The 22,010-nt window shown below is 66.5% G+C and carries 25 protein-coding genes; 14 read left to right on the forward strand and 11 right to left on the reverse strand.

From position 1 onward, the window contains the following. Positions 1 to 56 precede the first annotated feature (56 nt). Positions 57 to 785, reverse strand: a complete 729-nt coding sequence (locus AC5Y46_RS19875) for a sensor domain-containing protein (RefSeq protein WP_499946521.1) — start codon at positions 783 to 785, stop codon at positions 57 to 59. Positions 786 to 1,086: 301 nt separating this feature from the next. Here AC5Y46_RS19875 and AC5Y46_RS19880 point away from each other — a divergent pair, with 301 nt between their 5' ends. The 6 genes from AC5Y46_RS19880 to htpG all read left to right on the forward strand — a co-directional run bounded on the left by AC5Y46_RS19880 (position 1,087) and on the right by htpG (position 6,620). Next, the gene (locus AC5Y46_RS19880; RefSeq protein ID WP_499992584.1) at positions 1,087 to 1,965 is read left to right on the forward strand and encodes a hypothetical protein; all 879 of its coding nucleotides are present in this window, start codon (positions 1,087 to 1,089) and stop codon (positions 1,963 to 1,965) included. 105 nt (positions 1,966 to 2,070) lie between these two features. Further along, entirely contained in the window at positions 2,071 to 2,337 is a 267-nt protein-coding gene (locus AC5Y46_RS19885) for a hypothetical protein (protein ID WP_499992586.1), read from the forward strand. A gap of 88 nt (positions 2,338 to 2,425) precedes the next feature. Continuing rightward, positions 2,426 to 3,355, forward strand: a complete 930-nt coding sequence (locus AC5Y46_RS19890; protein WP_499992588.1) for a class I SAM-dependent methyltransferase — start codon at positions 2,426 to 2,428, stop codon at positions 3,353 to 3,355. Between the two features lie 111 nt (positions 3,356 to 3,466). Next, positions 3,467 to 3,952, forward strand: a complete 486-nt coding sequence (locus AC5Y46_RS19895) for an ATP-binding protein (protein ID WP_499992589.1) — start codon at positions 3,467 to 3,469, stop codon at positions 3,950 to 3,952. A gap of 56 nt (positions 3,953 to 4,008) precedes the next feature. After that, positions 4,009 to 4,458 carry an anti-sigma factor antagonist gene (locus AC5Y46_RS19900; protein ID WP_499946525.1) on the forward strand — a complete coding sequence of 150 codons (450 nt, stop codon included), beginning with the start codon at positions 4,009 to 4,011 and terminating at the stop codon, positions 4,456 to 4,458. Positions 4,459 to 4,664: 206 nt separating this feature from the next. Further along, positions 4,665 to 6,620, forward strand: coding sequence for a molecular chaperone HtpG (gene htpG / locus AC5Y46_RS19905; protein ID WP_499992592.1), 1,956 nt, complete (start codon positions 4,665 to 4,667; stop codon positions 6,618 to 6,620). Between the two features lie 10 nt (positions 6,621 to 6,630). On the opposite strand, the gene AC5Y46_RS19910 is transcribed toward htpG, so the two are convergent. After that, positions 6,631 to 7,599 (reverse strand): aldo/keto reductase, encoded by a 969-nt coding sequence (locus AC5Y46_RS19910; protein WP_499992594.1) that lies wholly within the window; start codon positions 7,597 to 7,599, stop codon positions 6,631 to 6,633. Between the two features lie 136 nt (positions 7,600 to 7,735). Here AC5Y46_RS19910 and AC5Y46_RS19915 point away from each other — a divergent pair, with 136 nt between their 5' ends. Then, positions 7,736 to 8,524, forward strand: coding sequence for an MBL fold metallo-hydrolase (locus AC5Y46_RS19915; RefSeq protein ID WP_499992595.1), 789 nt, complete (start codon positions 7,736 to 7,738; stop codon positions 8,522 to 8,524). Here AC5Y46_RS19915 and AC5Y46_RS19920 read toward each other — a convergent pair. After that, positions 8,514 to 8,825 (reverse strand): hypothetical protein, encoded by a 312-nt coding sequence (locus tag AC5Y46_RS19920; RefSeq protein WP_499946529.1) that lies wholly within the window; start codon positions 8,823 to 8,825, stop codon positions 8,514 to 8,516. The genes AC5Y46_RS19915 and AC5Y46_RS19920 overlap by 11 nt on opposite strands. A gap of 168 nt (positions 8,826 to 8,993) precedes the next feature. On the opposite strand from AC5Y46_RS19920, the gene AC5Y46_RS19925 reads away from it, so the two are divergent. Next, positions 8,994 to 9,761, forward strand: coding sequence for an SDR family oxidoreductase (locus AC5Y46_RS19925; RefSeq protein ID WP_499992726.1), 768 nt, complete (start codon positions 8,994 to 8,996; stop codon positions 9,759 to 9,761). A gap of 34 nt (positions 9,762 to 9,795) precedes the next feature. On the opposite strand, the gene AC5Y46_RS19930 is transcribed toward AC5Y46_RS19925, so the two are convergent. After that, positions 9,796 to 10,395: a PaaI family thioesterase gene (locus AC5Y46_RS19930; RefSeq protein ID WP_499992597.1), complete on the reverse strand. Its 600-nt coding sequence runs from the start codon at positions 10,393 to 10,395 to the stop codon at positions 9,796 to 9,798. A gap of 86 nt (positions 10,396 to 10,481) precedes the next feature. On the opposite strand from AC5Y46_RS19930, the gene AC5Y46_RS19935 reads away from it, so the two are divergent. After that, entirely contained in the window at positions 10,482 to 11,150 is a 669-nt protein-coding gene (locus AC5Y46_RS19935; protein ID WP_499992600.1) for a PadR family transcriptional regulator, read from the forward strand. Here AC5Y46_RS19935 and AC5Y46_RS19940 read toward each other — a convergent pair. Then, complete coding sequence (locus tag AC5Y46_RS19940) at positions 11,147 to 12,844, reverse strand: 3-ketosteroid-delta-1-dehydrogenase (protein ID WP_499992603.1); 1,698 nt, start codon at positions 12,842 to 12,844, stop codon at positions 11,147 to 11,149. The two genes, AC5Y46_RS19935 and AC5Y46_RS19940, sit on opposite strands and share 4 nt — an antisense overlap. A gap of 101 nt (positions 12,845 to 12,945) precedes the next feature. Between AC5Y46_RS19940 and AC5Y46_RS19945 the strand changes: the two genes are divergently transcribed. From AC5Y46_RS19945 to AC5Y46_RS19955, 3 genes are read left to right on the forward strand one after another with little or no spacing between them, the layout of a single operon-like run. Then, positions 12,946 to 14,082: a 3-ketosteroid-9-alpha-monooxygenase, oxygenase component gene (locus AC5Y46_RS19945; protein WP_499992605.1), complete on the forward strand. Its 1,137-nt coding sequence runs from the start codon at positions 12,946 to 12,948 to the stop codon at positions 14,080 to 14,082. Between the two features lie 29 nt (positions 14,083 to 14,111). Continuing rightward, positions 14,112 to 14,354: a ferredoxin gene (locus AC5Y46_RS19950; RefSeq protein WP_499992727.1), complete on the forward strand. Its 243-nt coding sequence runs from the start codon at positions 14,112 to 14,114 to the stop codon at positions 14,352 to 14,354. Beyond that, on the forward strand, positions 14,351 to 15,142 hold the full coding sequence (locus AC5Y46_RS19955) for an SDR family NAD(P)-dependent oxidoreductase (RefSeq protein ID WP_499992607.1): 792 nt from the start codon (positions 14,351 to 14,353) through the stop codon (positions 15,140 to 15,142). The genes AC5Y46_RS19950 and AC5Y46_RS19955 overlap by 4 nt, the downstream gene beginning before the upstream one ends. A gap of 71 nt (positions 15,143 to 15,213) precedes the next feature. Here the strand turns inward: AC5Y46_RS19955 and AC5Y46_RS19960 are convergent, their stop codons facing one another. Genes AC5Y46_RS19960 through AC5Y46_RS19980 form a run of 5 tightly spaced genes read right to left on the reverse strand, consistent with a single transcriptional unit; the run spans position 15,214 to position 19,902 of the window. Further along, positions 15,214 to 16,182 carry an NADPH:quinone oxidoreductase family protein gene (locus tag AC5Y46_RS19960; protein ID WP_499992609.1) on the reverse strand — a complete coding sequence of 323 codons (969 nt, stop codon included), beginning with the start codon at positions 16,180 to 16,182 and terminating at the stop codon, positions 15,214 to 15,216. Continuing rightward, the gene (locus AC5Y46_RS19965; RefSeq protein ID WP_499992613.1) at positions 16,182 to 16,784 is read right to left on the reverse strand and encodes a TetR/AcrR family transcriptional regulator; all 603 of its coding nucleotides are present in this window, start codon (positions 16,782 to 16,784) and stop codon (positions 16,182 to 16,184) included. The genes AC5Y46_RS19960 and AC5Y46_RS19965 overlap by 1 nt, the downstream gene beginning before the upstream one ends. Continuing rightward, entirely contained in the window at positions 16,781 to 18,088 is a 1,308-nt protein-coding gene (locus AC5Y46_RS19970; RefSeq protein ID WP_499992617.1) for an acyl-CoA dehydrogenase family protein, read from the reverse strand. Before AC5Y46_RS19970 ends, AC5Y46_RS19965 begins: the two co-directional genes overlap by 4 nt. 16 nt (positions 18,089 to 18,104) lie before the next feature. Continuing rightward, a complete protein-coding gene (locus AC5Y46_RS19975; RefSeq protein WP_499992620.1) occupies positions 18,105 to 18,869 on the reverse strand; it encodes an SDR family NAD(P)-dependent oxidoreductase in 765 nt (254 codons plus the stop codon). A gap of 1 nt (position 18,870) precedes the next feature. Then, the gene (locus AC5Y46_RS19980) at positions 18,871 to 19,902 is read right to left on the reverse strand and encodes a phosphotransferase family protein (protein ID WP_499992623.1); all 1,032 of its coding nucleotides are present in this window, start codon (positions 19,900 to 19,902) and stop codon (positions 18,871 to 18,873) included. A gap of 66 nt (positions 19,903 to 19,968) precedes the next feature. On the opposite strand from AC5Y46_RS19980, the gene AC5Y46_RS19985 reads away from it, so the two are divergent. Both AC5Y46_RS19985 and AC5Y46_RS19990 read left to right on the forward strand, forming a co-directional pair. Then, positions 19,969 to 20,577, forward strand: coding sequence for a histidine phosphatase family protein (locus AC5Y46_RS19985; RefSeq protein ID WP_499992626.1), 609 nt, complete (start codon positions 19,969 to 19,971; stop codon positions 20,575 to 20,577). 21 nt (positions 20,578 to 20,598) lie between these two features. After that, positions 20,599 to 21,645: a phosphotransferase family protein gene (locus tag AC5Y46_RS19990; protein WP_499992628.1), complete on the forward strand. Its 1,047-nt coding sequence runs from the start codon at positions 20,599 to 20,601 to the stop codon at positions 21,643 to 21,645. On the opposite strand, the gene AC5Y46_RS19995 is transcribed toward AC5Y46_RS19990, so the two are convergent. Beyond that, the gene (locus AC5Y46_RS19995; protein WP_499992630.1) at positions 21,642 to 22,010 is read right to left on the reverse strand and encodes a LapA family protein; all 369 of its coding nucleotides are present in this window, start codon (positions 22,008 to 22,010) and stop codon (positions 21,642 to 21,644) included. The genes AC5Y46_RS19990 and AC5Y46_RS19995 overlap by 4 nt on opposite strands.

The raw sequence follows: 22,010 nt of genomic DNA on the forward strand, positions 1-22,010 counted from the left end.
TAGGGAATCCCGCGATCTTCAGTCGCGGGAGAAGGTCAAGGCTCCGGATTGAGTCGTCACGAAGTGGATCTCAGCAGTTCGTCGATTTTCTTGAGCCGTTTGGTCACCAACGCGCCGATGTCGATGGCACGGTCCGGCGAGCAGGTGACGATCTCGGAAACGACGTTGGCTTTGGCGATGACCGCGAATTCGCATACCCACCGTTGTCCCGCGAGATTGGTCAACCACTGGGCTACCTCGGGCGGGCTCTGACTCAAGGTCGCCGGGTTCACCGTCGACTTGTGACCACCGTCGCCCCATGCCGTGACCGGGTGCTGGCATCCGGTCACGGTCTTGCGGACCGAGTCCAGGAAGCCGGCTGCGTCGAAGTCGGCCGGATAGCTGGCCGACACTTCCAAGAGTTGATGCTGGTTGAGAAGGCGGTCCTGCTGCGTGCGGGCCTCGCGCCCGGTGTAGGTCGACGGGAACAACGGATAGCGGCCGAACGCCACGACGCCGTGGCACTCCGCCGGGTCGGCGCCGATGAAAAGTGCGGACTGCATGTCGTCTTCGCTCAGCGGGCTGTTGTCGACCACTGTGAGCGAGCCCGAAGCTGTCAGCAGATCGTCCAGTTGCGACGGATGGATGGGTCCACTCGATGCGGCGGCGCCTCGTTGCGCATTTACAGGGGTACCGGCAACAACACGGTCGCACCCACAGACCGCGACGCAGAGCAACAGTACGAGCCCGAACGCCAGCGCGGCGTGCCCCGGAACGCTGCGGCCGTCGTCATCGGCGCCAGCCACGATCGGTCTCCTTGGTCAAAATCGGCTTCGTGTTTGCTTCCTAGCATCCACCAGGATTTCCGCTGATGCTCGGCGAAACCAGTCACCCCTGCCTACCAGCGGTGCGCGAGCCGCCGTCTGGCATCGGGTCCGCCTCGGCGCGGTAACTGCGAATATTTTGTGCCGCAAAGCAATTCGCGTATCCCAGACCCGGCTGGACCGGCGTGGCCACCTGCCGCCCGGCTCGCCGAAGGCAACCCGACCCCGACTTGCTTCAATTGTCGGGATCTGCACCGCTTCAACTGGGAGCTCCGAGCGCACAGTGACCCAAACCACGAGGCACCGCTACGTACGCGGCGCGTTGCGCGGCTTGGCGCGTGCCTCGGCGCCTCGCCCCGCCGCGGCCGAACGCGCCGCCCGGGATTTCGGCAAACCGCTGGCGCTGGCCGTCTGGGCGGAGATCCGGTGGGCGTTTCACCGGCCGCGCACCTGGTTGTCGGGCGTGCTGGCCAATCTCTTCCTGGCGGCCGCCTGGTTGTCGGTGCAACCGCTGACCGCTGCCTACCACCACCATCCCACCCGGCACTTCCATCACCATCAGCTCGACTGGGTGGTCCTGGTCAGCACCTACTTCTCGTCGTTCATTCTCGCCGACGTCACGACCACGAATCTGCTTGGCGGCGACCATATTCGGGTCGCCAGAGGATTGTCCGAAGGGGTGCGGTTGCGGCGGATCCTGGTGATCAAGAATTTGGCGCTGGTGGTAATCGTCGGCCTACCCACCCTCGCGGTGGCGGCGGCGCTGACGGTGGCCAACGAAGGGATACCGCAACTGGCGATCAACATCCCGAACGTGGCGGTGCCAATCGTGTCCTGGCTCGGAGTCGGCAACGTCATCTCGGTAATCCACCCGGTGTCGGTGCAGCCGCTGATGCGGCGTTGGCGCCATCGCCACGATCTACGCCGCACCGCTATGTGGCTGCTGGCCATCGCACTGCCGTACGCGGTCTATTACGTCGCCGATCCGATGGACGGCGTCGAGCACCGCTTTCTGTGGACGCGGATTCCCGCGGCTATCGGCCCGGTTTTCGGGCGCGACACCAAGAGCCTGGTGCACCTGGGCATCGCGCTGATCGTGTGGATCCTCGGAACGTCGGTGGCGGTGTTCTGGGCGCGGCGCCGAGGCCTGCGGTTCGCCTGAGCAGTCGGCCAACCGAAACGAAATCTTCCCCGCCGGCCCTCGGTAGGAGGACAATCGACGGGACCGCCCGGCACGTGCTGGACGACGACAGCAAGAGGTGGGCACATGAACCGCATTCTCCGCCGGTGCGCAATCGGCGCGTTCGCTCTCGCAGCAACGATGGTTCCGGCCGTCATCACCCCCGCGACAAGTCGCGCCGACGACGACTGCGCCCCCGGGTGGGCCTGGAGCGTGGAACTCAACGAATGCGTGTTCGTCCTTCCCGCCGCGAACGGCCCCGGCGGACCGGGTGGACCGGGAGGGCCAGGGGGACCCGGCGGTCCCGGTGGCCCCGGCGGCCCCGGCGGTCCGGGGGGCCCCGGCCGCCGCTGACCTTGCCGTTCCCACGTTGCGGGCGGTTATTACCGTAGCTAAGTGTTAAACTGGCTAAGTATCTGCCGCTCGACGAGGGGAATTGCCCGTGCCACGCACCGAGAACGACACCTGGGACCTGGCTACCAGTGTGGGCGCGACGGCGACCATGGTGGCCGCCGCTCGCGCGATCGCGACGAACGCCGAGAACCCGGTGATCGACGACCAGTTCGCCGAGCCATTGGTACGCGCCGTGGGCGTGGACTTCTTCACCCGTTGGGTGTCGGGGGAACTCGCCGCCGCCGACGTCGACGACGACGAGTCCAGCTGGAAGCTCGAGCACATGCCCGACGCCATGGCCGCTCGCACCCGCTTTTTCGACGGGTTCTTCCAGGACGCAGCGCGGGCCGGCATCCGACAGGCGGTCATTCTCGCCTCCGGCCTGGACGCCCGCGCCTACCGGCTGAGCTGGCCCGCCGGCATGACCGTGTTCGAAATCGACCAGCCCGAGGTGATCGAGTTCAAGACCACCACGCTGAAATCCCTGGGTGCGGCCCCGAAAGCCGACCTGCGTACGGTGCCCATCGACCTGCGACAGGATTGGCCGAACGCGTTGCGAGCTGCCGGCCTGGACACCGAGCGGCCCACGGCCTGGATCGCGGAGGGATTGCTGGGATACCTGCCGCCGGAGGCTCAAGACCGGTTGATGGACAACGTCACCGCGCTCAGCGCGCCGGGTAGCCGGCTGGCGGTCGAAGCCATCCCGGACCGGCCCGAACGGGACACCGAGCAAGCGCGCGAGATGATGCGGCGGTCCACCGCCAAGTGGCGGGAGTACGGCTTCGAACTGGATTGGGAGCACCTCGGATTCGAAGGCGAGCGCAAGGACGTGGCCGACTACCTGACCAACCTGGGCTGGCAGTCAAGCGGAGTCCAGATGAGTCAGTTGCTGGCCGAGCACGGTCTGGACGCGGTCCCGCAGACACATGACTCGGTGTCGATGGCCGACACGATTTACTACACCTCGGTCCTGAGCTGACGCCCGCTCAGCCCGGCGCCGCGAAAGGGCGGAGCCGGTAAAGGGCCCTTGTCGCTAGGGGACTGGTCACATCAGGTGTATCCGGCCCTGCATTCGGGTAGCCGAGATCCCGTGAGCAGTAAGACGTCAAGCGATCAGGTCGGCTTCGGTGAAGTCGACCAGTTCGGCCTCACCCATACCGGGCGGGCTGATGCGCTGACGGTCGCGATGTTCCGCCGGGACTTGGGCAATTGGCTCAGTTGCAATCTGGAGCTCGACGAAGATCGCGCCGCCGACATCGTGCTCGCGGTGGACGAGGCTCTGTCCAACTGCGCCGACCATGCCTACCAGGTTCTCGGGCGCGTGGGCATCATGACGTTGCAGATCAGCTACGTCCCGAGCACCACCGAACTCAAGGTGTGCGTCAGCGACTACGGTCGCTGGATCGAACCCAATCCCGCTGCGATCAACGCGGTGCGCGGTCGCGGTCGCGGGATATTGCTGATGCGCACTCTCGCTGACGAGTGCTTCATCGATGGACGGAACGACGGCACAACGGTGTGTTTGCGCTTCGATAGTTGCCCGCCTAACAGCTACGTGCTCAGCCAAGCCAGCTGACATGAGTCTGTTCCGGCCAGACCAGGTCTGTACCGACCGACGATGAGGAGCGCAGCATGAGTTTGGCCGCCACCGAAGTGTTCGCCGTTCCGTTGCGCCTGACGCCGCGCCTCGTCGCCGAGTTGGGCGCCGAGGCCAGCACGCTGCGCGCGGCCGTGCAGAGCTTCGACGCGGCGGTCATCGTCTACGTCGGCGGTGAGATCGACGCCTGCAACGAGGCCACCTGGCGGTTGCTGCTGGCCGAGGCTGCAGCGTTCGCGTCCGCACCTCAACTGTTCATCGTCGACGTGAACAGCGTGGATTTCATGTCTTGCTCGTCCTATCTGGCCCTGGCCGAGCAGGCCGTTTGGTGTCGTGAGCGCGAAATCAAGCTCTGTCTGGTCAGTCGCCAGCCGGCGGTGGCCCGCGTCGTCGCAACGTGCGGCCTCAGTGACGTGCTGACCGTACACAGCAGCGCGCCCCGGAGTCTGCAGCTCGTCGAACAGCCGCACGAACAAGCCTGCTGATCTCCCGGTTCAGGCGAATCAGCGAAAGACGTTCTCGCTCAACATGCGCGGCACCATGCGCGGTAGCGATCGACGGGCCATCCGTCCCCGGTGATGCGCAGGTCGGTGTCGAGGCCGGCACCGACTGCTAGCCGCCGACCCGCGGCGGACCGGCGAATCGCATCTCGCTAAATTCGGACGCGATCGATTTCGTCGGAAGGAAGCTCATGAACGCGCAAGTCGAGCAGCTGGAATTCCAGGCAGAAGCCCGGCAACTGCTGGATTTGATGGTCCATTCGGTCTACTCCAACAAGGACTCGTTCCTACGGGAGTTGGTCTCCAACGCCTCCGATGCCCTGGACAAGGTGCGGCTCGAGGCGCTGCGGAACAAGGATCTCGACGTCGACACCTCGGATCTGCACATCGAGATCGACGTAGACAAGGACGCGCGGACACTCACCATCCGCGACAACGGCATCGGCATGACCCGCGCCGAGGTAGTGGATCTGATCGGGACACTCGCCAAGTCGGGCACCGCCGAACTGCGACAGCAGCTGCGGGAGGCCAAGGATGCGAATGCCTCCGAGGAGTTGATCGGGCAATTCGGCATCGGCTTCTACTCGTCGTTCATGGTTGCCGACAAAGTCGAACTGCTCACCCGCAAAGCCGGCGAGAGCGAGGCCACCCGCTGGGAATCCAGCGGGGAAGGCACCTACACCATCGAAGCCGTCGAGGGCGCGCCGCAGGGTACGTCGGTGACCCTGCATCTGAAGCCCGAGGATGCCGAGGACGAGCTGCACGACTACACCTCGGAGTGGAAGATCAAGAGCCTGGTCAAGCAGTACTCCGACTTCATCGCGTGGCCGATCCGGATGGAAGTCGAGCGCACCATCCAGGTGCCGGTGGACTCCGACGCGGACTCCGAAGAGCGCTCCGAGGAGACCCGCGAAGAGACCGTGATCGACACCGAGACCCTCAACTCGATGAAAGCGCTGTGGGCGCGGCCCAAGGACGAGGTGTCCGAGGAGGAGTACAAGGAGTTCTACAAGCACATCGCGCATGCCTGGGATGACCCGCTGGAAGTCATCGCGATGAAGGCCGAAGGCACCTTCGAATACCAGGCGCTGCTGTTCATCCCGTCCCAGGCGCCGTTCGACCTGTTCAACCGGGACGCCAAGACCGGGGTGCAGCTGTACGTCAAGCGCGTCTTCATCATGGGCGACTGCGATGAGCTGATGCCCGAATATCTGCGTTTCGTCAAGGGTGTCGTCGACGCACAAGACTTGTCTCTCAACGTTTCTCGCGAAATCTTGCAAAAGGATCGGCAGATCAACGCGATCCGGCGCCGGCTGACCAAGAAGGTGCTGTCCACCATCAAGGACATCCAGTCGAGTCGGCCCGAGGATTACCGCACCTTCTGGACCCAGTTCGGCAAGGTCCTCAAGGAGGGCCTGCTGTCGGACTTCGACAACCAGGAGACGCTGCTGGGGGTCTCGTCGTTCGCCTCGACGCACAGCGAGGAAGAACCCACCACGCTGGCCGAATACGTCGAGCGAATGAAGGAGGGTCAGACCCAGATCTTCTATGCCACCGGCGAATCCCGCCAGCAACTGCTGAAGTCGCCGCATCTCGAGGCGTTCAAAGCCAAGGGATACGAGGTGCTGTTGCTGACCGACCCGGTCGACGAGGTGTGGGTCGGCACCGTCACCGAATTCGACGGCAAGCCGCTGCAGTCGGTGGCCAAGGGTGAGGTCGATCTGGATTCCGACGAGGAATCGTCGGCCGCCGAGCGTGAGGAGCAGGCCAAAGACTTCGCCGAGTTGCTCAGTTGGTTGAAGGAGACACTGAGCGACCACGTCAAGGAAGTGCGGTTGTCCACCCGCCTGACCGAGTCGCCGGCCTGCCTGATCACCGACGCCTTCGGCATCACCCCGGCATTGGCCCGGTTGTACCGCGCGTCCGGACAAGAGGTTCCGGTCGGCAAGCGGATTCTGGAACTCAATCCGAACCATCCGCTCGTCGTCGGGCTGCGCCAAGCCCGCACCGACCGCCCGGACGACGCCTCGGTCGCCGAGACCGCCGAACTGCTTTACGGCACAGCACTTCTCGCTGAGGGTGGTGCGCTGGAGGACCCGGCGCGGTTTGCCGAGTTGCTCACCGAGCGACTCGCCCGCACGGTGTGACAGCCGGCCGCTAGCGGCCGAGCTTCTCCCGCACCAGGCTGGTCAGGAAGCGGCCAACCGATTCCGGCCGGAAGGCGCGGGCCGCGGCGGTCAGCGCGTCGTGCGATTCCTTGCTCAGCTCGATGTCGGCGGCGGCGACGTTGAACTCCAGTTGCTCCACGCTGGACGCGCCCGGGATGGCGACCACACCGGGCAGGTGGATCAACCAGGCCAGCGCTACCTGGGCCGGCTTGGCGTCGACCTCGGCCGCAACATCGCGCAGCGTCTGCAGCAGCGGTTCGATCCGGCGCAGGTTCTCGGTGCCGAACAGCGGGTTGACCGCACGAACACCGCCCGGACGGTTGTCCACCCCGTACTTGCCGCCCAGCAGTCCTTGCGCCAGCGGGCTGTAGGCGATGATGATGCGGTTCTCCCGCTCCGCGAACGGAACCATGTGGTCCAGCACGCGGGGCCGGGCCAGCGAGAATTCCACCTGATTGCTGATCACCGGTCTACCCAGCGCGGCGTCGGCCTGCTGCCAGCGCGACAGCGAATAGTTCGAGACGCCCGCGGCGCCGATCTTGCCCTCGTCGAGCAGCTCCCGCATGCCCGGCATGATGACCGTGTCCGGGACCAGCGGGTTGGACTGATGGATCTGATAGAGCGGGATCCGCTCCAACTGCAGTCGGCGCGCGCTGCCGCGCTCGCGCTGCTTGATCACCGCCGGGAACGGCGCGACCGGAAAGATCTTGCTGGCCACCGCGACTTTGGTGCGCTCGTCGCCCAGCGCCTCGCCGAGGATCCGTTCGCTCTTGCCGAGTCCGTACACCTCGGCGGTGTCGAACAGCGTGACGCCCAAAGCCAGCGCGCGTTGCACGATGTCGCGGGCAGCTCCGGAGGCGTAGCTGTCGCCGTAGCCCCACTCACGCGAGCCGAACTGCCACGTGCCCAAACCGATCCGACTGACCTGCCCGACGCCTTCGACGTCAACGTATTTCATGAATCCACCGTATACCGGTCAACCGGTCCGCCACATCCGAGGCATTGTCGTTGCGCCGCCGCAGTTGCGGGATGTTCGGAGTCTGCATCAGGATGGGCCGAATACCAGCCAGGCTCAACCCAATTCGGGAGTGCGGATGAACAGGGTGCATCACCTCAACTGCGGCACGATGAACATGCCGGGTGCCCCGATGGTCTGTCACGTCCTGCTCGTCGAGACCGGTGACGGTTTGGTGTTGATGGATACCGGTTTTGGCTTACAGGACTGTGCCGACCCGGCGCGGGTCGGTCCGTTCCGTCATGTACTCCGACCGGCCTTACGGCGTGCGGAAACGGCGGCGTACCAGATCGAAAGGCTCGGGTTCCGACTCTCGGACGTGCGCCACATCGTGGTGACGCACTTCGATCTCGACCACATCGGCGGAATCGCTGATTTCCCAGACGCATTCGTGCACGTCACTGCGGCCGAGGCGCGCGGTGCCGTGCACGCGCCGTCAACGCGGGAGCGGGTTCGGTACCGCGCCGCTCAGTGGGCACACGGGCCCAGGCTGGTCGAGCACGGCCCGGACGGGGAGTCGTGGCGCGGATTCCCGTCAGCCAAGCCGCTGGACATGATCGGTGACGGCGTCGTCCTGGTGCCGATGCCCGGCCACACCCGGGGCCACGCCGCGGTCGCTGTCGAGTCCGGGCGCGAGTGGATTCTGCACTGCGGTGACGCTTTCTACCACCACGGCACGCTGTCGAAGTCGCGGGTGCCCTTCGTCCTGCGGGCGCAAGAAACGATGTTCGCGTTCGACCGTAAGCAACTGCGCGACAATCAGATGCGGCTCGCCGAGTTGTTCGCGCGTCAGGAACCGGATCTGACCATCGTCTGCGCCCATGACTCGACACTGCTGGCGTCGGCCCAGGCGAATCTCAACTGGTAGGCGGCGGTGCCGGTTCGTCGGAACGGGCGTCGTGCCACTGCAATTCCGCCTCGCGAACCCGTCGATGGGCTTGGCGTAACCAGACCAGGCCGGCAGCGCCGACCACCACCGCGACGACGATTCCCACCACGCCCGCCGTCGTGTGACCGGCAGCCAGCCCGGCCAGGCCGATGACCAGCGCGATGACGCCGAACGCGACGCCGACGATGCCTACGGCGTTCTTGCCGTTCTTCATGGTCTCGCCGGCGTGCTGTCGGGTGGTCCGATCGTGGTCGACCGGGTCGATCTCGGGGTTGGTCACTTCTGCTCCTTGGACATACGTGCTGAGGTTTTCCCGGATATCTGGGTGCTAAACGGTGACCGCGCCCACGTGATCCGGCAACGTCATGCTGCCAAACCGGTAACCCCGTTCTCGTCAGCTACCGACGGTATGACATGCTCGGCTACGGAGGTCGATATGGCGAAAACAGTGGTGATCGGCGCCTCGAGCGGGCTGGGGCGCTGCATCGGTATCGGTTTGGCACAGCGCGGAGACCAGGTTGCGCTGCTCGCTCGGCGACGCGAACGCATCGAGGCGGCGGCACAGGAAGCGGGCTCGGCCGCCATCGCCGTCGAATGCGACGTGACCGACGAAGCCTCCGCACGGTCGGGCGTCGACGCCGCCGCCGACGCCCTGGGCGGTATCGACAACGTGGTCTACGCGCCCGCGATCAGTCCGCTGGTCCCGTTGGCCGGCACCGACGCCGCAACGTGGCGTCGGGTCTTCGACACCAACGTGATCGGCGCGGCGCTGGCGACCGCGGCGGCGATTCCGCATCTGTCGGCAACGGCGGGCAAAGTGGTGTTCCTGTCGTCGGATGCCGGCACGTTCGGACCGCCCTGGCCGGGGTTGGGCGCCTACGGCGTCAGCAAGGCGGCGCTAGAGCGCCTCGTCGAGGCCTACCGCGCCGAGCACCCCGACATCGGCTTCACCAACCTCATCGTCGGTGAGTGCGCGGGCGGGGAGGGCGATGCGCAGACCGGGATGAACGTCGGCTGGGACCGGGAGCTGGCCATGCAGGCCTACCCGCTGTGGGTCTCCCGCGGCTGCATGCCGGGCAAGCTGATGCCCGTCGAAGACCTCGTCGACGTGGTGCACACGATCCTGCGCACCAACGCGTCGACGTCGATGCCTGTCGTGGTCGCCCGGGGGGCTCCGACGGCCACGGGGGCGGTGCTGGAGTACGGGCAGCGCTGAGGGCGCGGCGTTCTCGGAACTGCGCCCGAGGGGTTCAAGTCCGTGGGTGGATGAAGATGCCTTCGGCTGAGACCAGCACGCCGTCGGCGCCGCTGATCTGTCCGACCGCGAAAGTCTTCACGCCTTCGGTCCGGTCCACCCACGCGTCGGCGCGCAGGGGCTGATTCAACGGGGTCCGCTGGTGGTAGCGCAGGGTCAGCGTTCCGGTGTAGGCCGGCCGGCCCGGTTGGTGCGCGGTGGCCCCGAGAATGTGATCCAGGATCATCGCCGAGATACCACCGTGAACGTGCCCCATCGGACCCTCGAACGCGGCGCCCAGGACGAATTCCGTCCACACCGATCCGTCGCTCTCGTGGTGAACCACCAGCGGCGGGGCCGACGGATTGCGAACTCCGATAACGACATTGCCTGACGCGATGCCCTGACCGTCGTTGACCTCTCGTTCGCCGAAGGTGCCTGGCATCAGCTCGGCGTTCAGTTCGCTTGTGACGCTGTCGATCTTGGCGGTAGCGGCGGCGATGACGTCGTGTCCCACCTCGGTGCGGATGGTCGCGTCGATCAAGCGCCGCACCGATGCCGCCAGCGTCTCGTACACGGGCAACGAATCAGTCAACGACGCAAACGAATCCACCATGTCCGCCACCCTAGAGCAGCCATATTCGTCCCGGTCAGCGGTCCGCGTCTGGGCAAGTCGACGACGCGGGTTGTTAATCTGACCGGATGCCCGGCGAAAAGGCGAATGCGGCACTGGCGGCCACCAGCTGGGCGCTGCTGGGCATGATGTCCTACGAAGAGGAAGTCTCCGGCTACGACCTCAAAAAGTGGATCGACTGGAGCGTCGACCTCTACTACTGGAGCCCTTCCTACAGCCAGATCTACACCGAGCTGAAGAAGCTGGAAAGCCTCGGACTGGTAACCTCCCGCGTCGAGCGGGACGAAGGCACCCGCAGCCGCCGGCTCTACAAAATCACGCCGGCCGGGATGGCCGCGATCACCGACTGGACCAACAACGCCCCGCTGGACCCGCCGGTCCTCAAGCACAGCATGCTGCTGCGGGTCACCTTCGGTCATCTCAGCAGCCCGGGCCGGCTCAAGGAGCAGCTGCAGGAGTATGTGGCTTACGCCGACGCCCGGCACCGCAAGGCCGTCGAGGACTCCGAGGGCGCCGAGGTCGAGCCGGCGTGGGCTTACTCGGTCATCGCTTTGCGTTGGGCGGCAAAGTATTACGCCGCAGAGCGGGAGTTCGCGCTGGAGTTGATGAAGGAGATCGACGAAGCGGACGCGGTCATCGAAAAGGCCAGCAGGGGTGGCTTCGGCAAGCCGCGTCCCACCCCGGGCTATTGGCGTGAGGTGGAGAAGCAGGTCGTGGCCAAACGCGAAGCCGACTAGCGAGCCGCGTCGCGGGCGGCGGTGTAGCCGTACACCAGGCCCTGCGCGATGGTGGCACCCGCGCCGGGGTAGCTGGCGCCAAAGGCGTTGGCGGCGTTGTTGCCTATGGCGTAGAGGCCTTCGATGACCGCGCCGTCCTCGCGCAGCACCCGGCCCCGCTGGTCGGCCGTCAGCCCGCCGCACGTACCGAGGTCGGACAGGACCATGCGCACCGCATAGAAGGGACCTTTGAGCAGCGGGCGCAGGTTCGGGTTCGGCTTGACCGTCGGATCGCCGTAGTAACGGTCGTACGCGCTGCGGCCGCGGCCGAAGTCGGGATCGTCACCGGCACAAGCATTGTGGTTGAAGCGGGTCATGGTCTGGTGGAACTCCGAAGCCGGGACGCCGATGTGTTCGGCCAGCTCCGTCAGACTGCTTGCGCGGGCGGCGATTCCGGCGTCGAACCAGGCCTGCGGCACGCGCATCCGCGGAAACAGCTCCGCGCCGAAGACATAACTGTTGCGATACGGCTGATCGAAAATGATCCACATCGCTTCCACCGGGCTGCCGGCGCGTTCCAACTCCAGCAGGCGCTGACCGAAGGACATGTAATCCGAAGCCTCATTGGTGAATCGGCGGCCGTGCTGGTTCACGATCAGGCATCCCGGTAGGGACCGTTCGGCCAGCATCACCGTCGGCGCCTTGCCGGGCAGCGGCGCGATGGCGGGAAACCACCACGCCTGGTCCATCAAACCGATGCCGGCGCCGAGATCCTGCGCTGCCTGGATCCCATCGCCGCTGTTGGTGTCGGCGCCCAGACTGTAGTTCGTGCCGAGCGAGGCGGACTGAAACTTCCTGCGCATCTCCATGTTGTGGTCGAATCCGCCGGTGGCCAGCACCACCCCGCGCCGCGCGGTGATGGTGACCGCACGGCCGCGATGTTCGACCACCGCGCCGGTCACCCGGTCGCCGTCACCGGTGAGCCGCTGCAGCGTGGTCTCGGTCCACACCGGGATCCCGGCACGCAGCACTCCGGCCAACAGGCCGGCGGCCAAGCCCTGGCCTCCCGCCGCGTACCGCCTGCCGATCAGCAGACCGCCCATGCCCTGCGCGATTCGCTTGCCGAACGTCGGTATCCCGCGCCGCGGCACCCGGGCCACGAGGTTCATCCAGCGGTAATCGGCCCCCGTCGTCGGGATGGCGAAGCCCGCTTCCAACACGCCCGGCCGCAGCCGGCGCCGGTATGCACCCAGTTGTGCGGTGTCGAACGGGTGACATTCGCAAGTGCGGCCGGCCGCGCTGCCCCCGGGCTGCTCCGGATGGTAGTCGGAATAGTCGCGCGCCCAGAAGAACCGCAACGGCGTTGTGCGGCGCAGCATCTCGACCGTTGCCGACACATTCTGCACGAATCCGTCCGACCGCTGCGGTGGCGCCGAGCCGGCGACCACGGCGTCCAAGTAGGTGCCGGCCTTGCCCGCCGAGTCGCCGGCGCCGGCGTCTTCCAGCACCGGCCCACCCGGCAACCACAGCGCACCACCCGAACGGGCGGTCGACCCGCCCACGTAGCGCGACTTCTCCACGATCAGCACCGACAGCCCCAACTCGCCAGCGGCCAGCGCCGCCGCCATTCCCGTCCCGGAACCGACCACCAGCAGGTCGACCTCGGTGTCGGCGACGGGAAGCCCGGTGGGGATCGTCGTACTGTCTGCGCTCACCACAGCGACGTTAGGCGCGCCGGACGCCGCCGTGAAAGCTTTTCCTGATCAGTGGAACAAGTGGTCCCCAAAGCCGGGCCGGGAGGCGTTGAATGATCGTCATGAGCTCGCAAATCGACGCCGACGAGATTCGGCTCATCGAAGCGCAGGCCGCGCCGACGCGGTTCGCCCGCGGCTGGCACTGCCTGGGTCTGGTTCGGGATTTCGCGGACGGCAAGCCGCATGCGGTCAACGCCTTCGGCCAGATGCTCGTCGTGTTCCGCAGCGGGGACGGCAAGATCAACGTGCTCGACGGCTACTGCCGCCACATGGGCGGCAATTTGTCCGAAGGGGAAGTCAAGGGCAACGAGATCGCCTGCCCGTTTCACGACTGGCGCTGGGGCGGCGACGGCAGATGCAAACAGGTGCCGTACGCCAAGCGCACCCCACGCCTGGCCCGCACCGCGACCTGGACCACGCTGGAACAGGACGGCATGTTGTTCGTGTGGAACGACCCCGAAGGCAACCCGCCCGCGCCGGAGGTGACGATCCCGCGCATCGAAGGTGCCACCAGCGATGAGTGGACCGACTGGCATTGGTACACCACGATCGTCGGCAGCAACTGCCGGGAAATCATCGACAATGTCGTGGACATGGCGCACTTCTTCTACATCCACGGGTCGCTGCCGACCTACTTCAAGAACATCTTCGAAGGACACGTCGCCACGCAGTACATGAACGGCGAAGGCCGGCCCGACATGGGTGGCACGGAGGGCGCCCGGATGCTTGGCACCACATCGGTCGCCTCCTATTTCGGGCCGTCGTTCATGATCGACGACCTGACCTACCACTACGAAGACGGCGATCAGCAGACCATCTTGATCAACTGCCACTATCCGATCGACGCCAATTCCTTTGTGCTGCAATACGGCATCATCGTCAAGAAGTCCGAAACCCTGCCCGCCGACGTCGCGATGCAGACCGCGATCAGCCTCGGCGACTACGTCAAGATGGGTTTCGAGCAGGACGTCGAGATCTGGCGGCACAAGGCGCGCATCGACAACCCGCTGCTGGTCGAGGAGGACGGTCCGGTCTATCAACTGCGGCGCTGGTATGAGCAGTTCTACGTCGATGCCGCCGAGGTGCAGCCAGACATGGTGGACCGCTTCGAGTTCGAGTTGGACACCACCCGGCCCTACGAAGCCTGGATGAAACAGATCGAGGAGAACATGGCGGCCCGGGCGGGCTCGGTGTCGTGAAGGTACGCGCCGACAACCGTCTCGACGACATGCCGATGGCGCCCGTCGCGTGCCGCAACTGTGGCGCGCAGGTGCTGGCCCGCAAGAGCAGCTGGAATCAGACCAGCGTGCAATGGAATGCCGAGGCGTCCGCGTCGTGCACCGAACGCCGGGCGGCCGACCGGATCGCCGGCCATCACCGCCGTCCGTTTCTGGTTTGCTCGGCGTTGCGGGATTCGATCGAGACCGCCGTCGCCGCAGGCGAACTGACCGTCGTCGACGGCGCCTCGTGAAAGTTGCGGTGGTGACCGGGGCCAGCCGCGGCGCCGGGCGCGGCATCGCGGCCGCACTGGCCGCCAAGGGTTGGCGGGTGTATGCCACCGGCCGCACCATCACCGACGCCCCGCCCGGCGGGTTCGCGGTCCGGCTCGACCACGCCGACGACGACGCGGTGGCCGCCCTCTTCGAGCGGGTGCGCGTCGAGCAGGGTGGGCTGCACCTGTTGGTGAACAACGCCGCCGTCATCTCCGACGACCTGGTCAGCCCAAAGCCGTTCTGGGAGAAGCCGCTTGATCTGGCCGACGTACTGGACGTCGGATTGCGCTCGTCTTATGTCGCGTCCTGGTATGCCGCACCGCTGCTCGTCGCCGGTGGGCACGGTTTGATCGCGTTCACCTCCTCCCCGGGGTCGGCCTGCTATATGCATGGTCCGGCATACGGGGCGCAGAAGGCGGGCGTGGACAAGATGGCCGCCGATATGGCGGTCGACCTGCGCGGCACCGGTGTTGCGACGGTGTCGATCTGGATGGGGATTCTGCTCACCGAGAAGCTGCGCGGCGCGTTCGACGGGCATCCCGACGCCTTGGCCAAGACCGCCGAGCACGCCGAAACACCGGAATTCACCGGCTATTTGATCGACGCGCTTCATGCCGACCCGCAGCTGGCCGAGCTGAGTGGACACACTCTCATCGGCGCGGAACTGGCCCAGCGCTACGGCATCACCGACGAGGGCGGCCGCCGGCCGCCGTCACACCGTCACCTCGGTGAGCCGCGTACGCCCAGCAGCGTGGTGGTCCGGTAACCCAGCGCGAGCAGACGCAAAAGCCCCCAATTCGTGCCGAATTGAGGGGCTTTTGCGTCTGCTCGCGGGGGTTACGGGACGTCGATGATCACCTTGCCGAGCACTTTGCGGTCGGCGACATAGCGCAGGGCTGCGGCGGTTTGGGCCAACGGGAAGCGGGCGCCGATATGAGGCCGAATCCTGCCGTCGGCGAACAACTTCGACAACTCGGCGATGTCCCGCGTGCACTGCTGCGGATAGTCGCTCATGAAGGTGCGAATTTCCATGCCGCGGATCGTGATGTCCTTCAACATAACCAGATTCAGCGGAATGGCGGGAATGGAACCGGCGGCGTAGCCCAGGGTGACGAAGATCCCGCCGCGGGCCAGACCGCGCAGCGCCGGCTCCGCGTAGGGCCCGCCCACCGGGTCGAGCACCACGCGCGCGCTGTCGCCGGTGAGTTCGCGGATGCGTAGCTTGAGGTCCTCGTTGTCGTAGTCGATGGCGGCTTCGGCACCGCGTTGGCGGCACAGGTCGAGCTTTTCCGGGCTGGACGCCGCGGCTAGCACCCGCGCGCCCATGCTCACCCCCAAGTCGACGGCGGCCAGTCCCACGCCACCGGCCGCACCGAGCACCACAACCCAATCACCCTCTGCCACTTGGGCTACCGACCGCAGCGCGTGATAGGCGGTCCGATAGGTGACGCCGAACGCGGCGGCGGACGCGAAATCGATGTCGTCGGGAACGGGTTCGGCCAGTGCGCTGTCCAGCAGTGCCAGCTCGGCGAAGGCTCCGAAGGTGGTGCCGAAGACGCGCTGGCCCAACTGGAAGGCGGCGCCGTCACCGACGGCCACGACTTCGCCGGCGATCTCGTTGCCCGGTGTGAACGGCGGCGGGATCTTCACCTGGTACTTACCCGCGACGAACAACACATCCGGAAAATTCACCGCCGCAGCGTGTACCCGCACCAGCACCTGACCCGGCGCCGGCACCGGGTCGTCGGCATCGACGAGTACCAGGTCCTCCGGAGGGCCGTAGGCAGTGCAGACAATCGCCCGCATCAACTGACTCCCAGCCCGCGCAAGCAGAACCGCACCAGATGTTCGATGTCCAGCGGGCCCGGCCCGTCGGACGATCCCACGTACCGCCGCATCATCGCCACCGTGCCACCGTAAACGGCCTCGACATCCCGATCGACGTCGGAGCTGCCCAGTGCGGCGACCGGCTCGACGAGCAGATCCCGTAACGGCCGCATCATCTCCCGGTCGGTGACAAGCCAATTCGACATCTGTCCGGCGGCCGCGCGGCTCATGCTGATCAGGTGCGGATCAGCGACCTGCGCCAAGGTGCCCTCGATCCAGCGGGCCACCCTGTCCTGCGGATCGGACTCCTTGGCCATCTGGTGCTCCAGGTAGGACACGACGATTCCGACGCCGCGTTCCAGCACGGCCAGGATCAGGTCGTCCTTGCCGGCGAAGTACCGGTAGAACGCCTTGTTCGACGAACCGGCCTCGGCGACGATGTCGGTGACCCGCGGCGGCTCGGGGGCCACCCGTTCCATCACCCGCACCGCCGCGGCCAGGATGCGCTCCACTTCCTCGGTGGCGCCGCGCTGCCGGTCGTCGAGCGCGCGCTCGACTGCCGCGGCAACCCGGTTGGTCATGGCGAATCAGGCAGGGCAGGAACGCGATCGACCAATCCGGCGTACTTCTTCAGCGCCGCCTCGCGGCGTACGTCGAGCATCTCGCTGGGCCACTCGCCTTCCTCGGCGTCGTAACCCTTGAGCAGCATCCGGGCCAGGTTCACCTTGTGCGCCTCGGTCGGACCGTCGGCCAGCCCCAGGGCGATGCCGCCGAGCAACACGTTCACCAACGGCAACTGGTCACTGAGCCCGAGTGCGCCGTGCACCTGGATCGCGCGCATCCCGATCGATTTGAGTACCTGGGACGCCAAGATCTTGCAGGTGGCGATCTCGGCGCGGGCGGCGCGCTCGTCGCCGTTGTCGATCAGCCACGCCGCGTGCAGCACAGTCAACCGGAACGGCGTCAGCTCGGTGTAGGAGTCGGCGATGAACTCCTGCACCAGCTGCTTGTCGGCCAGCGAACTGCCTTGCGTGAAGCGGCTTTTCGCGCGGCGCGACATCATCTCGACGGCACGGTGGGCCACCCCGAGCGAGCGCATCGCGTGGTGCAACCGGCCGCCGGCCAGCCGCGTCTGCAGGATCAAAAAGCCCTGTCCCGCCTCACCGAGCAACGCGTCGGCGCCGACCCGCACGTCGTCGTAGCGGACCAGGGAGTGTCCCGGCTCGTGCGGGTCCGAGCCGACGAGGCGGTGGTTGGCCTCGATGGTCAGGCCCGGTGTGCCCGCCGGGATCAGGAAGGTCGACGCGCCGAAGTGGACGGGCACGTCGGGGTCGGAGATCGCGACCACGATGAAGAACGAGGCGACGGATGCGTTGGAGGAGAAGAACTTCCGGCCAGTGATCACCCACTCGTCACCGTCCCGGACCGCTCGGGTGGTGAACACCCGCGGGTCGGCGCCGCCCTGCGGCTCGGTCATGGAGAAGCAGGAGAAGATCTCCCCGGAGAGCAGGCCCTGCAGGTAACGGTCCTTCTGCTCCTGGGTGCCGAAGCGGGCGATGATCTCGGCGTTGCCGGTGTCGGGAGCCTGGGTGCCGAAAATGATCGGCGCCCAAGGGCTGCGGCCCAGGATCTCGTTGATCAGCGTGAGTTTGACCGCACCGAAACCCTGCCCGCCAAGTTCAGGACCCAGATGCGGTGCCCACAAACCCTGGTCGCGCACCTGTTGTTTGAGCGGGTCGACGATGCGGCGACGCTCGTCGTTCAGCGGCAGGAATTCGCAGCCGGGGAACAGCACTTCGAGTGGTTCGACCTCGTTGCGGACGAAGTCACGGACCCACTGCAGTTTCTGTTCGAACTCTGGTTCGGTGGAAAAGTCCCATGCCATACGAATGCTCCTCGGGTTAGGGGATACCGCCGTCGGCCCGCACGATCGAGCCAGTGGTGAAGCTGGACGCGTCCGAGGCCAGAAATAAAGCGGCACCAACGATTTCGGCAGGATCGCCGGCGCGCTTGAGTGAGAGATGCTCGAACGGGTTGCGGGTGGCCTGGTCGAGGTTCCAGGCCTTGCTGACGTCGGTCAGGAACGGCCCGGCCATCAGCGTGTTGACCCGCACGGTCGGCCCGAACGCTTTGGCGAGCGCCTCGGTCATCGCGTTGAGTCCGGCCTTGGCGCAGGCGTAGGGAACGATGTCTGGGGTGGGTCGCAGCGAGCCGGCGGTGCTGACGTTGATGATCGAACCGCTGCCCGCGGCCACCATCCGCTCGCCGACTAAAGCCGAAAGCCGGAACGGCCCTTTGAGATTGAGGTTGAGCACCGAGTCGAACAGCTTTTCGGTGACGTCGGTCAGCTTGTCGTACAGCGGCGACATGCCGGCGTTGTTGATCAGCGTGTCGACCTTGCCGAACGCGTCGTACGTCGCCTCGACCAATCCGTCGAGCTGATCCCAGCGGCCCACGTGCACCTGATAGGGCAAAGCGGTGCGGCCGGTTTCGGACTCGATGTCCTTGGCGACGGCCACGCAGGTGTCCATGTTGCGGCTGGCGATCACCACGTCGGCGCCGCAGCGGGCCGCGCCGAACGCCATCTCCCGGCCCAGGCCGCGGCTGCCGCCGGTGATCAGCACCACCCGGTCGGTGAGATCGAAAAGTTCTTGTGCGTAACCCATTTCATCGCCCCCGGGACAGCTCGGCGGCAGTGGCGATCAACTGGGGGATCATCGCCCCGAACGCGTCCTGGATCTTCTGGTCCACTTTCCCGGTCCGTACCCCAGTTGCGTATGTCTTCTCCAGCACGATGCCCAGTTTCCAGTTGGCCAGCACCAGGTAGTAGTCGATGTTCTCGGTGGACAGCCCGCTGATCGTCTCGTAATGCTCCAGCAGTTCACTGCGCGACGGCATCTCCCGCATGTCCAGATAGAACCCGTCGACCCGCGGTTCGTCCCCGTCGTAACCCAGCAGCGCCCACGCCAGGTCCAGCAAGGGGTCACCGACCGTCGTCATCTCCCAGTCCACGATCGCAGCCAGCCGGGCCGGCGCCCCGTGCGCGAACATCACGTTGGCGAACTGGTAGTCGCCGTGCATGATGCCCGGCGTGTAATGCGCAGGCCGATTGCGGCGCAACCAGTTCGAGGCCTCGTCCAGGCCGGGCAGCTCCCGCACCTTGTACGCGTCGAGAAACGTCAGCCACCGGTCCACCTGGCGCTCGTGAAAGCCGTCCGGTCGGCCGAATCCGTCCAGACCCTGCGCGCGCCAGTCCACCCGGCCCAGCCGCGCGGCGCCCTCGACGAGCTGGAACGCCAGTTCGCGCCGCGCCGTCAGGTCGGTGTCGAACGGGGGCCGCCATCCGCCGTCCATCGGGCTCCAGCCGTCGATCGCGCGCATCACGTAGAACGGCATGCCCAGCACCGCTCCGGTCTCGTCGGCGGCGATCAGCTCCGCGTGTGGCACGTCGGTGCCGGACAACGCGCGCACCAACCGGATCTCGCGCAGCAGCCCGTCGATGCGGGACGCGTCGGCGCGTGGACCGGGCATCCGCAGCACCATGCGCTCCGGTCCGCGCTGCACCAGGTACAGCGTGTTCTGCGAGCCGCCGCCGAGTTGCTCGAGCACCGGCTCGGCGCCGTGGCCGGGGGCCCCAGCGGTGTCCAGCCATCGGCCCAGCAGCGCGGTGTCCAGCCCGGTTCCGCTCACAGCCACCATCCCGCACACTCCAATCTCTGGACGGAGAATAGCATTCTCCACCCGCTGTCGTGTAAGGGTTGAGCCATGCAACTGCTCCTGGTTCGGCATGCGTTACCGCTGCGCAGCGAACACGGCCAGGGTTCCGACCCCCACCTCTCGGAGACCGGATTTGCGCAGGTCGCGCGGCTGCCCGAGGCGCTCGCCCGGTTCCCGATCTCCCGGGTGGTCAGCAGCCCGCAACGCCGGGCCGTTCAAACCGGCGAGCCCGTCGCCCAGGCCCGCGGGCTGGCGGTCGAGATCGACGACCGGTTGGCCGAGTACGACCGCGACCTGCATTCCTACATTCCGGTCGAGCAGATCCGCAACGAGTTCCCCGAGGAGTGGGCGCGGATGTCGCAGGGGCATCTGCCCAGCGCGGTGGACGAGGACGCGTTTCGGGCGCGGGTGCGCGCCGCGGTCGACGATCTGGTGAGCGCGGCCGATCCCGACGAGACCATCGCCGCCTTCAGTCACGGCGGCGTGATCAACGTCGTCCTGCACGAGATCCTGGGCACGGCCCGGCTGTTGTCGTTCCCGATCGACTATGCGTCGGTGACGCGGTTGCTGTTCTCCCGGACCGGCCAGGCGACGGTCGCGACGGTCAACGCGACCGAGCACGTCTGGGACCTGCTGCCGCGAAACCAACGGTTCTAGCGTGCGTGGTAAACAAGTCCGGTGACTTCGGTGGACCGACTCGACGGCCTGGACCTGGCCGCATTGGACGGTTATCTGCGTTCACTCGGCGTCGCGCGCGAGGGCGAACTGCGCGGCGAGTTCATCTCCGGTGGCCGCTCCAATCTGACCTTTCGGGTCTACGACGACGAGACGAGCTGGCTGGTCCGGCGTCCGCCGCTGCACGGACTCACGCCGTCCGCGCACGACATGGGCCGCGAGTACAAAGTGGTGGCCGCGCTGCAGGACACCGCGGTGCCGGTGGCACGCACCATCGCCCTGTGTGAGGACGACTCGGTGCTGGGCGGTCCGTTTCAGATCGTCGAATTCATCGACGGTCAGGTGGTCCGCCGGAGAGCGCAGCTCGAGTCGCTGGGCCGGCGCGCCATCGACGGCTGCGTGGACGCGCTGATCCGGGTGCTGGTCGATCTGCACAGCATCGACCCGGAATCCGTGGGACTGGGCGATTTCGGGAAACCCAGCGGCTACTTGGAGCGTCAGGTGCGCCGGTGGGGCTCGCAGTGGGACCTGGTGCGGCTGTCCGACGACCGCCGCGACGACGACGTCAAGCGCTTGCATTCGGCTCTGCAACAAGCCATTCCGCAGCAGAGCCGCACCTCGATCGTGCACGGCGACTACCGGATCGACAACACCATCCTGGACGTCGAGGACCCGACGAAAGTGCGCGCGGTGGTGGACTGGGAGCTCTCCACGTTGGGTGATCCGATCAGCGACGCCGCCCTGATGTGTGTCTACCGCGACCCGGCGCTGGACCTGATCATCGACACCCAGGCCGCCTGGACGTCGCCGCTGCTGCCGTCGGCCGACGAACTGGCCGACCGCTACTCACTGGTCTCCGGTCAGCCGCTCGGCCAGTGGGAGTTCTACATGGCGCTGGCGTACTTCAAGCTGGCCATCATCGCGGCGGGTATCGACTTCCGGCGGCGGATGTCCGAGCAGGCCGACGGCAAGGACACCTCCGACGACGCACCCGAGGTGGTGGCGCCGTTGATCTCCCGCGGGCTGGCGGAGATCGCGCGGTTGAGCTAGCGGATCCCGGCCGTCAGATTCTTTTTGGCCGCGCGGCGCAGCTGCACCATGCGCGCGGTGCCCACCGCAACGGTGATCAGGCCGCCGCCGATGGCCGCGACCAGCATGGCCACCCCCAGCGGCAAGGTCCAACGCCACCCGAGAAACGCGAACGAGGCCGAGTCGGTGTTCTGGGTGATGAAGATCAACAGCAGGATCAAGACCAGGAAACCACCGGTGAGCGCTCCCCAGAGCGCACCGGCGCGGGTGAAGGTGGACGCCCTGTCCTTGGGGAGCGGACGCGACCGCTCTTCCGGGGTCAGCGCCGGGGTCTTGCCGGACGACGGCTTGTCGGTTGACGGCGAGCCAGAGGGATTGCTGCTCAT

It is taken from the genome of Mycobacterium sp. NGS59, from assembly GCF_059812345.1.

Excerpts from the sequence above, each read along its gene's own strand:
- AC5Y46_RS19930 (WP_499992597.1), bottom strand. The coding sequence starts at position 10,395 with ATGGTGGATTCGTTTGCGTCGTTGACTGATTCGTTGCCCGTGTACGAG.
- htpG (WP_499992592.1), top strand. The coding sequence starts at position 4,665 with ATGAACGCGCAAGTCGAGCAGCTGGAATTCCAGGCAGAAGCCCGGCAA.
- AC5Y46_RS19950 (WP_499992727.1), top strand. The coding sequence starts at position 14,112 with ATGCCGATGGCGCCCGTCGCGTGCCGCAACTGTGGCGCGCAGGTGCTG.
- AC5Y46_RS19915 (WP_499992595.1), top strand. The coding sequence starts at position 7,736 with ATGAACAGGGTGCATCACCTCAACTGCGGCACGATGAACATGCCGGGT.
- AC5Y46_RS19970 (WP_499992617.1), bottom strand. The coding sequence starts at position 18,088 with ATGGCATGGGACTTTTCCACCGAACCAGAGTTCGAACAGAAACTGCAG.
- AC5Y46_RS19985 (WP_499992626.1), top strand. The coding sequence starts at position 19,969 with ATGCAACTGCTCCTGGTTCGGCATGCGTTACCGCTGCGCAGCGAACAC.
- AC5Y46_RS19910 (WP_499992594.1), bottom strand. The coding sequence starts at position 7,599 with ATGAAATACGTTGACGTCGAAGGCGTCGGGCAGGTCAGTCGGATCGGT.
- AC5Y46_RS19935 (WP_499992600.1), top strand. The coding sequence starts at position 10,482 with ATGCCCGGCGAAAAGGCGAATGCGGCACTGGCGGCCACCAGCTGGGCG.
- AC5Y46_RS19965 (WP_499992613.1), bottom strand. The coding sequence starts at position 16,784 with ATGACCAACCGGGTTGCCGCGGCAGTCGAGCGCGCGCTCGACGACCGG.
- AC5Y46_RS19900 (WP_499946525.1), top strand. The coding sequence starts at position 4,009 with ATGAGTTTGGCCGCCACCGAAGTGTTCGCCGTTCCGTTGCGCCTGACG.
- AC5Y46_RS19960 (WP_499992609.1), bottom strand. The coding sequence starts at position 16,182 with ATGCGGGCGATTGTCTGCACTGCCTACGGCCCTCCGGAGGACCTGGTA.
- AC5Y46_RS19980 (WP_499992623.1), bottom strand. The coding sequence starts at position 19,902 with ATGGTGGCTGTGAGCGGAACCGGGCTGGACACCGCGCTGCTGGGCCGA.
- AC5Y46_RS19975 (WP_499992620.1), bottom strand. The coding sequence starts at position 18,869 with ATGGGTTACGCACAAGAACTTTTCGATCTCACCGACCGGGTGGTGCTG.
- AC5Y46_RS19945 (WP_499992605.1), top strand. The coding sequence starts at position 12,946 with ATGAGCTCGCAAATCGACGCCGACGAGATTCGGCTCATCGAAGCGCAG.
- AC5Y46_RS19885 (WP_499992586.1), top strand. The coding sequence starts at position 2,071 with ATGAACCGCATTCTCCGCCGGTGCGCAATCGGCGCGTTCGCTCTCGCA.
- AC5Y46_RS19995 (WP_499992630.1), bottom strand. The coding sequence starts at position 22,010 with ATGAGCAGCAATCCCTCTGGCTCGCCGTCAACCGACAAGCCGTCGTCC.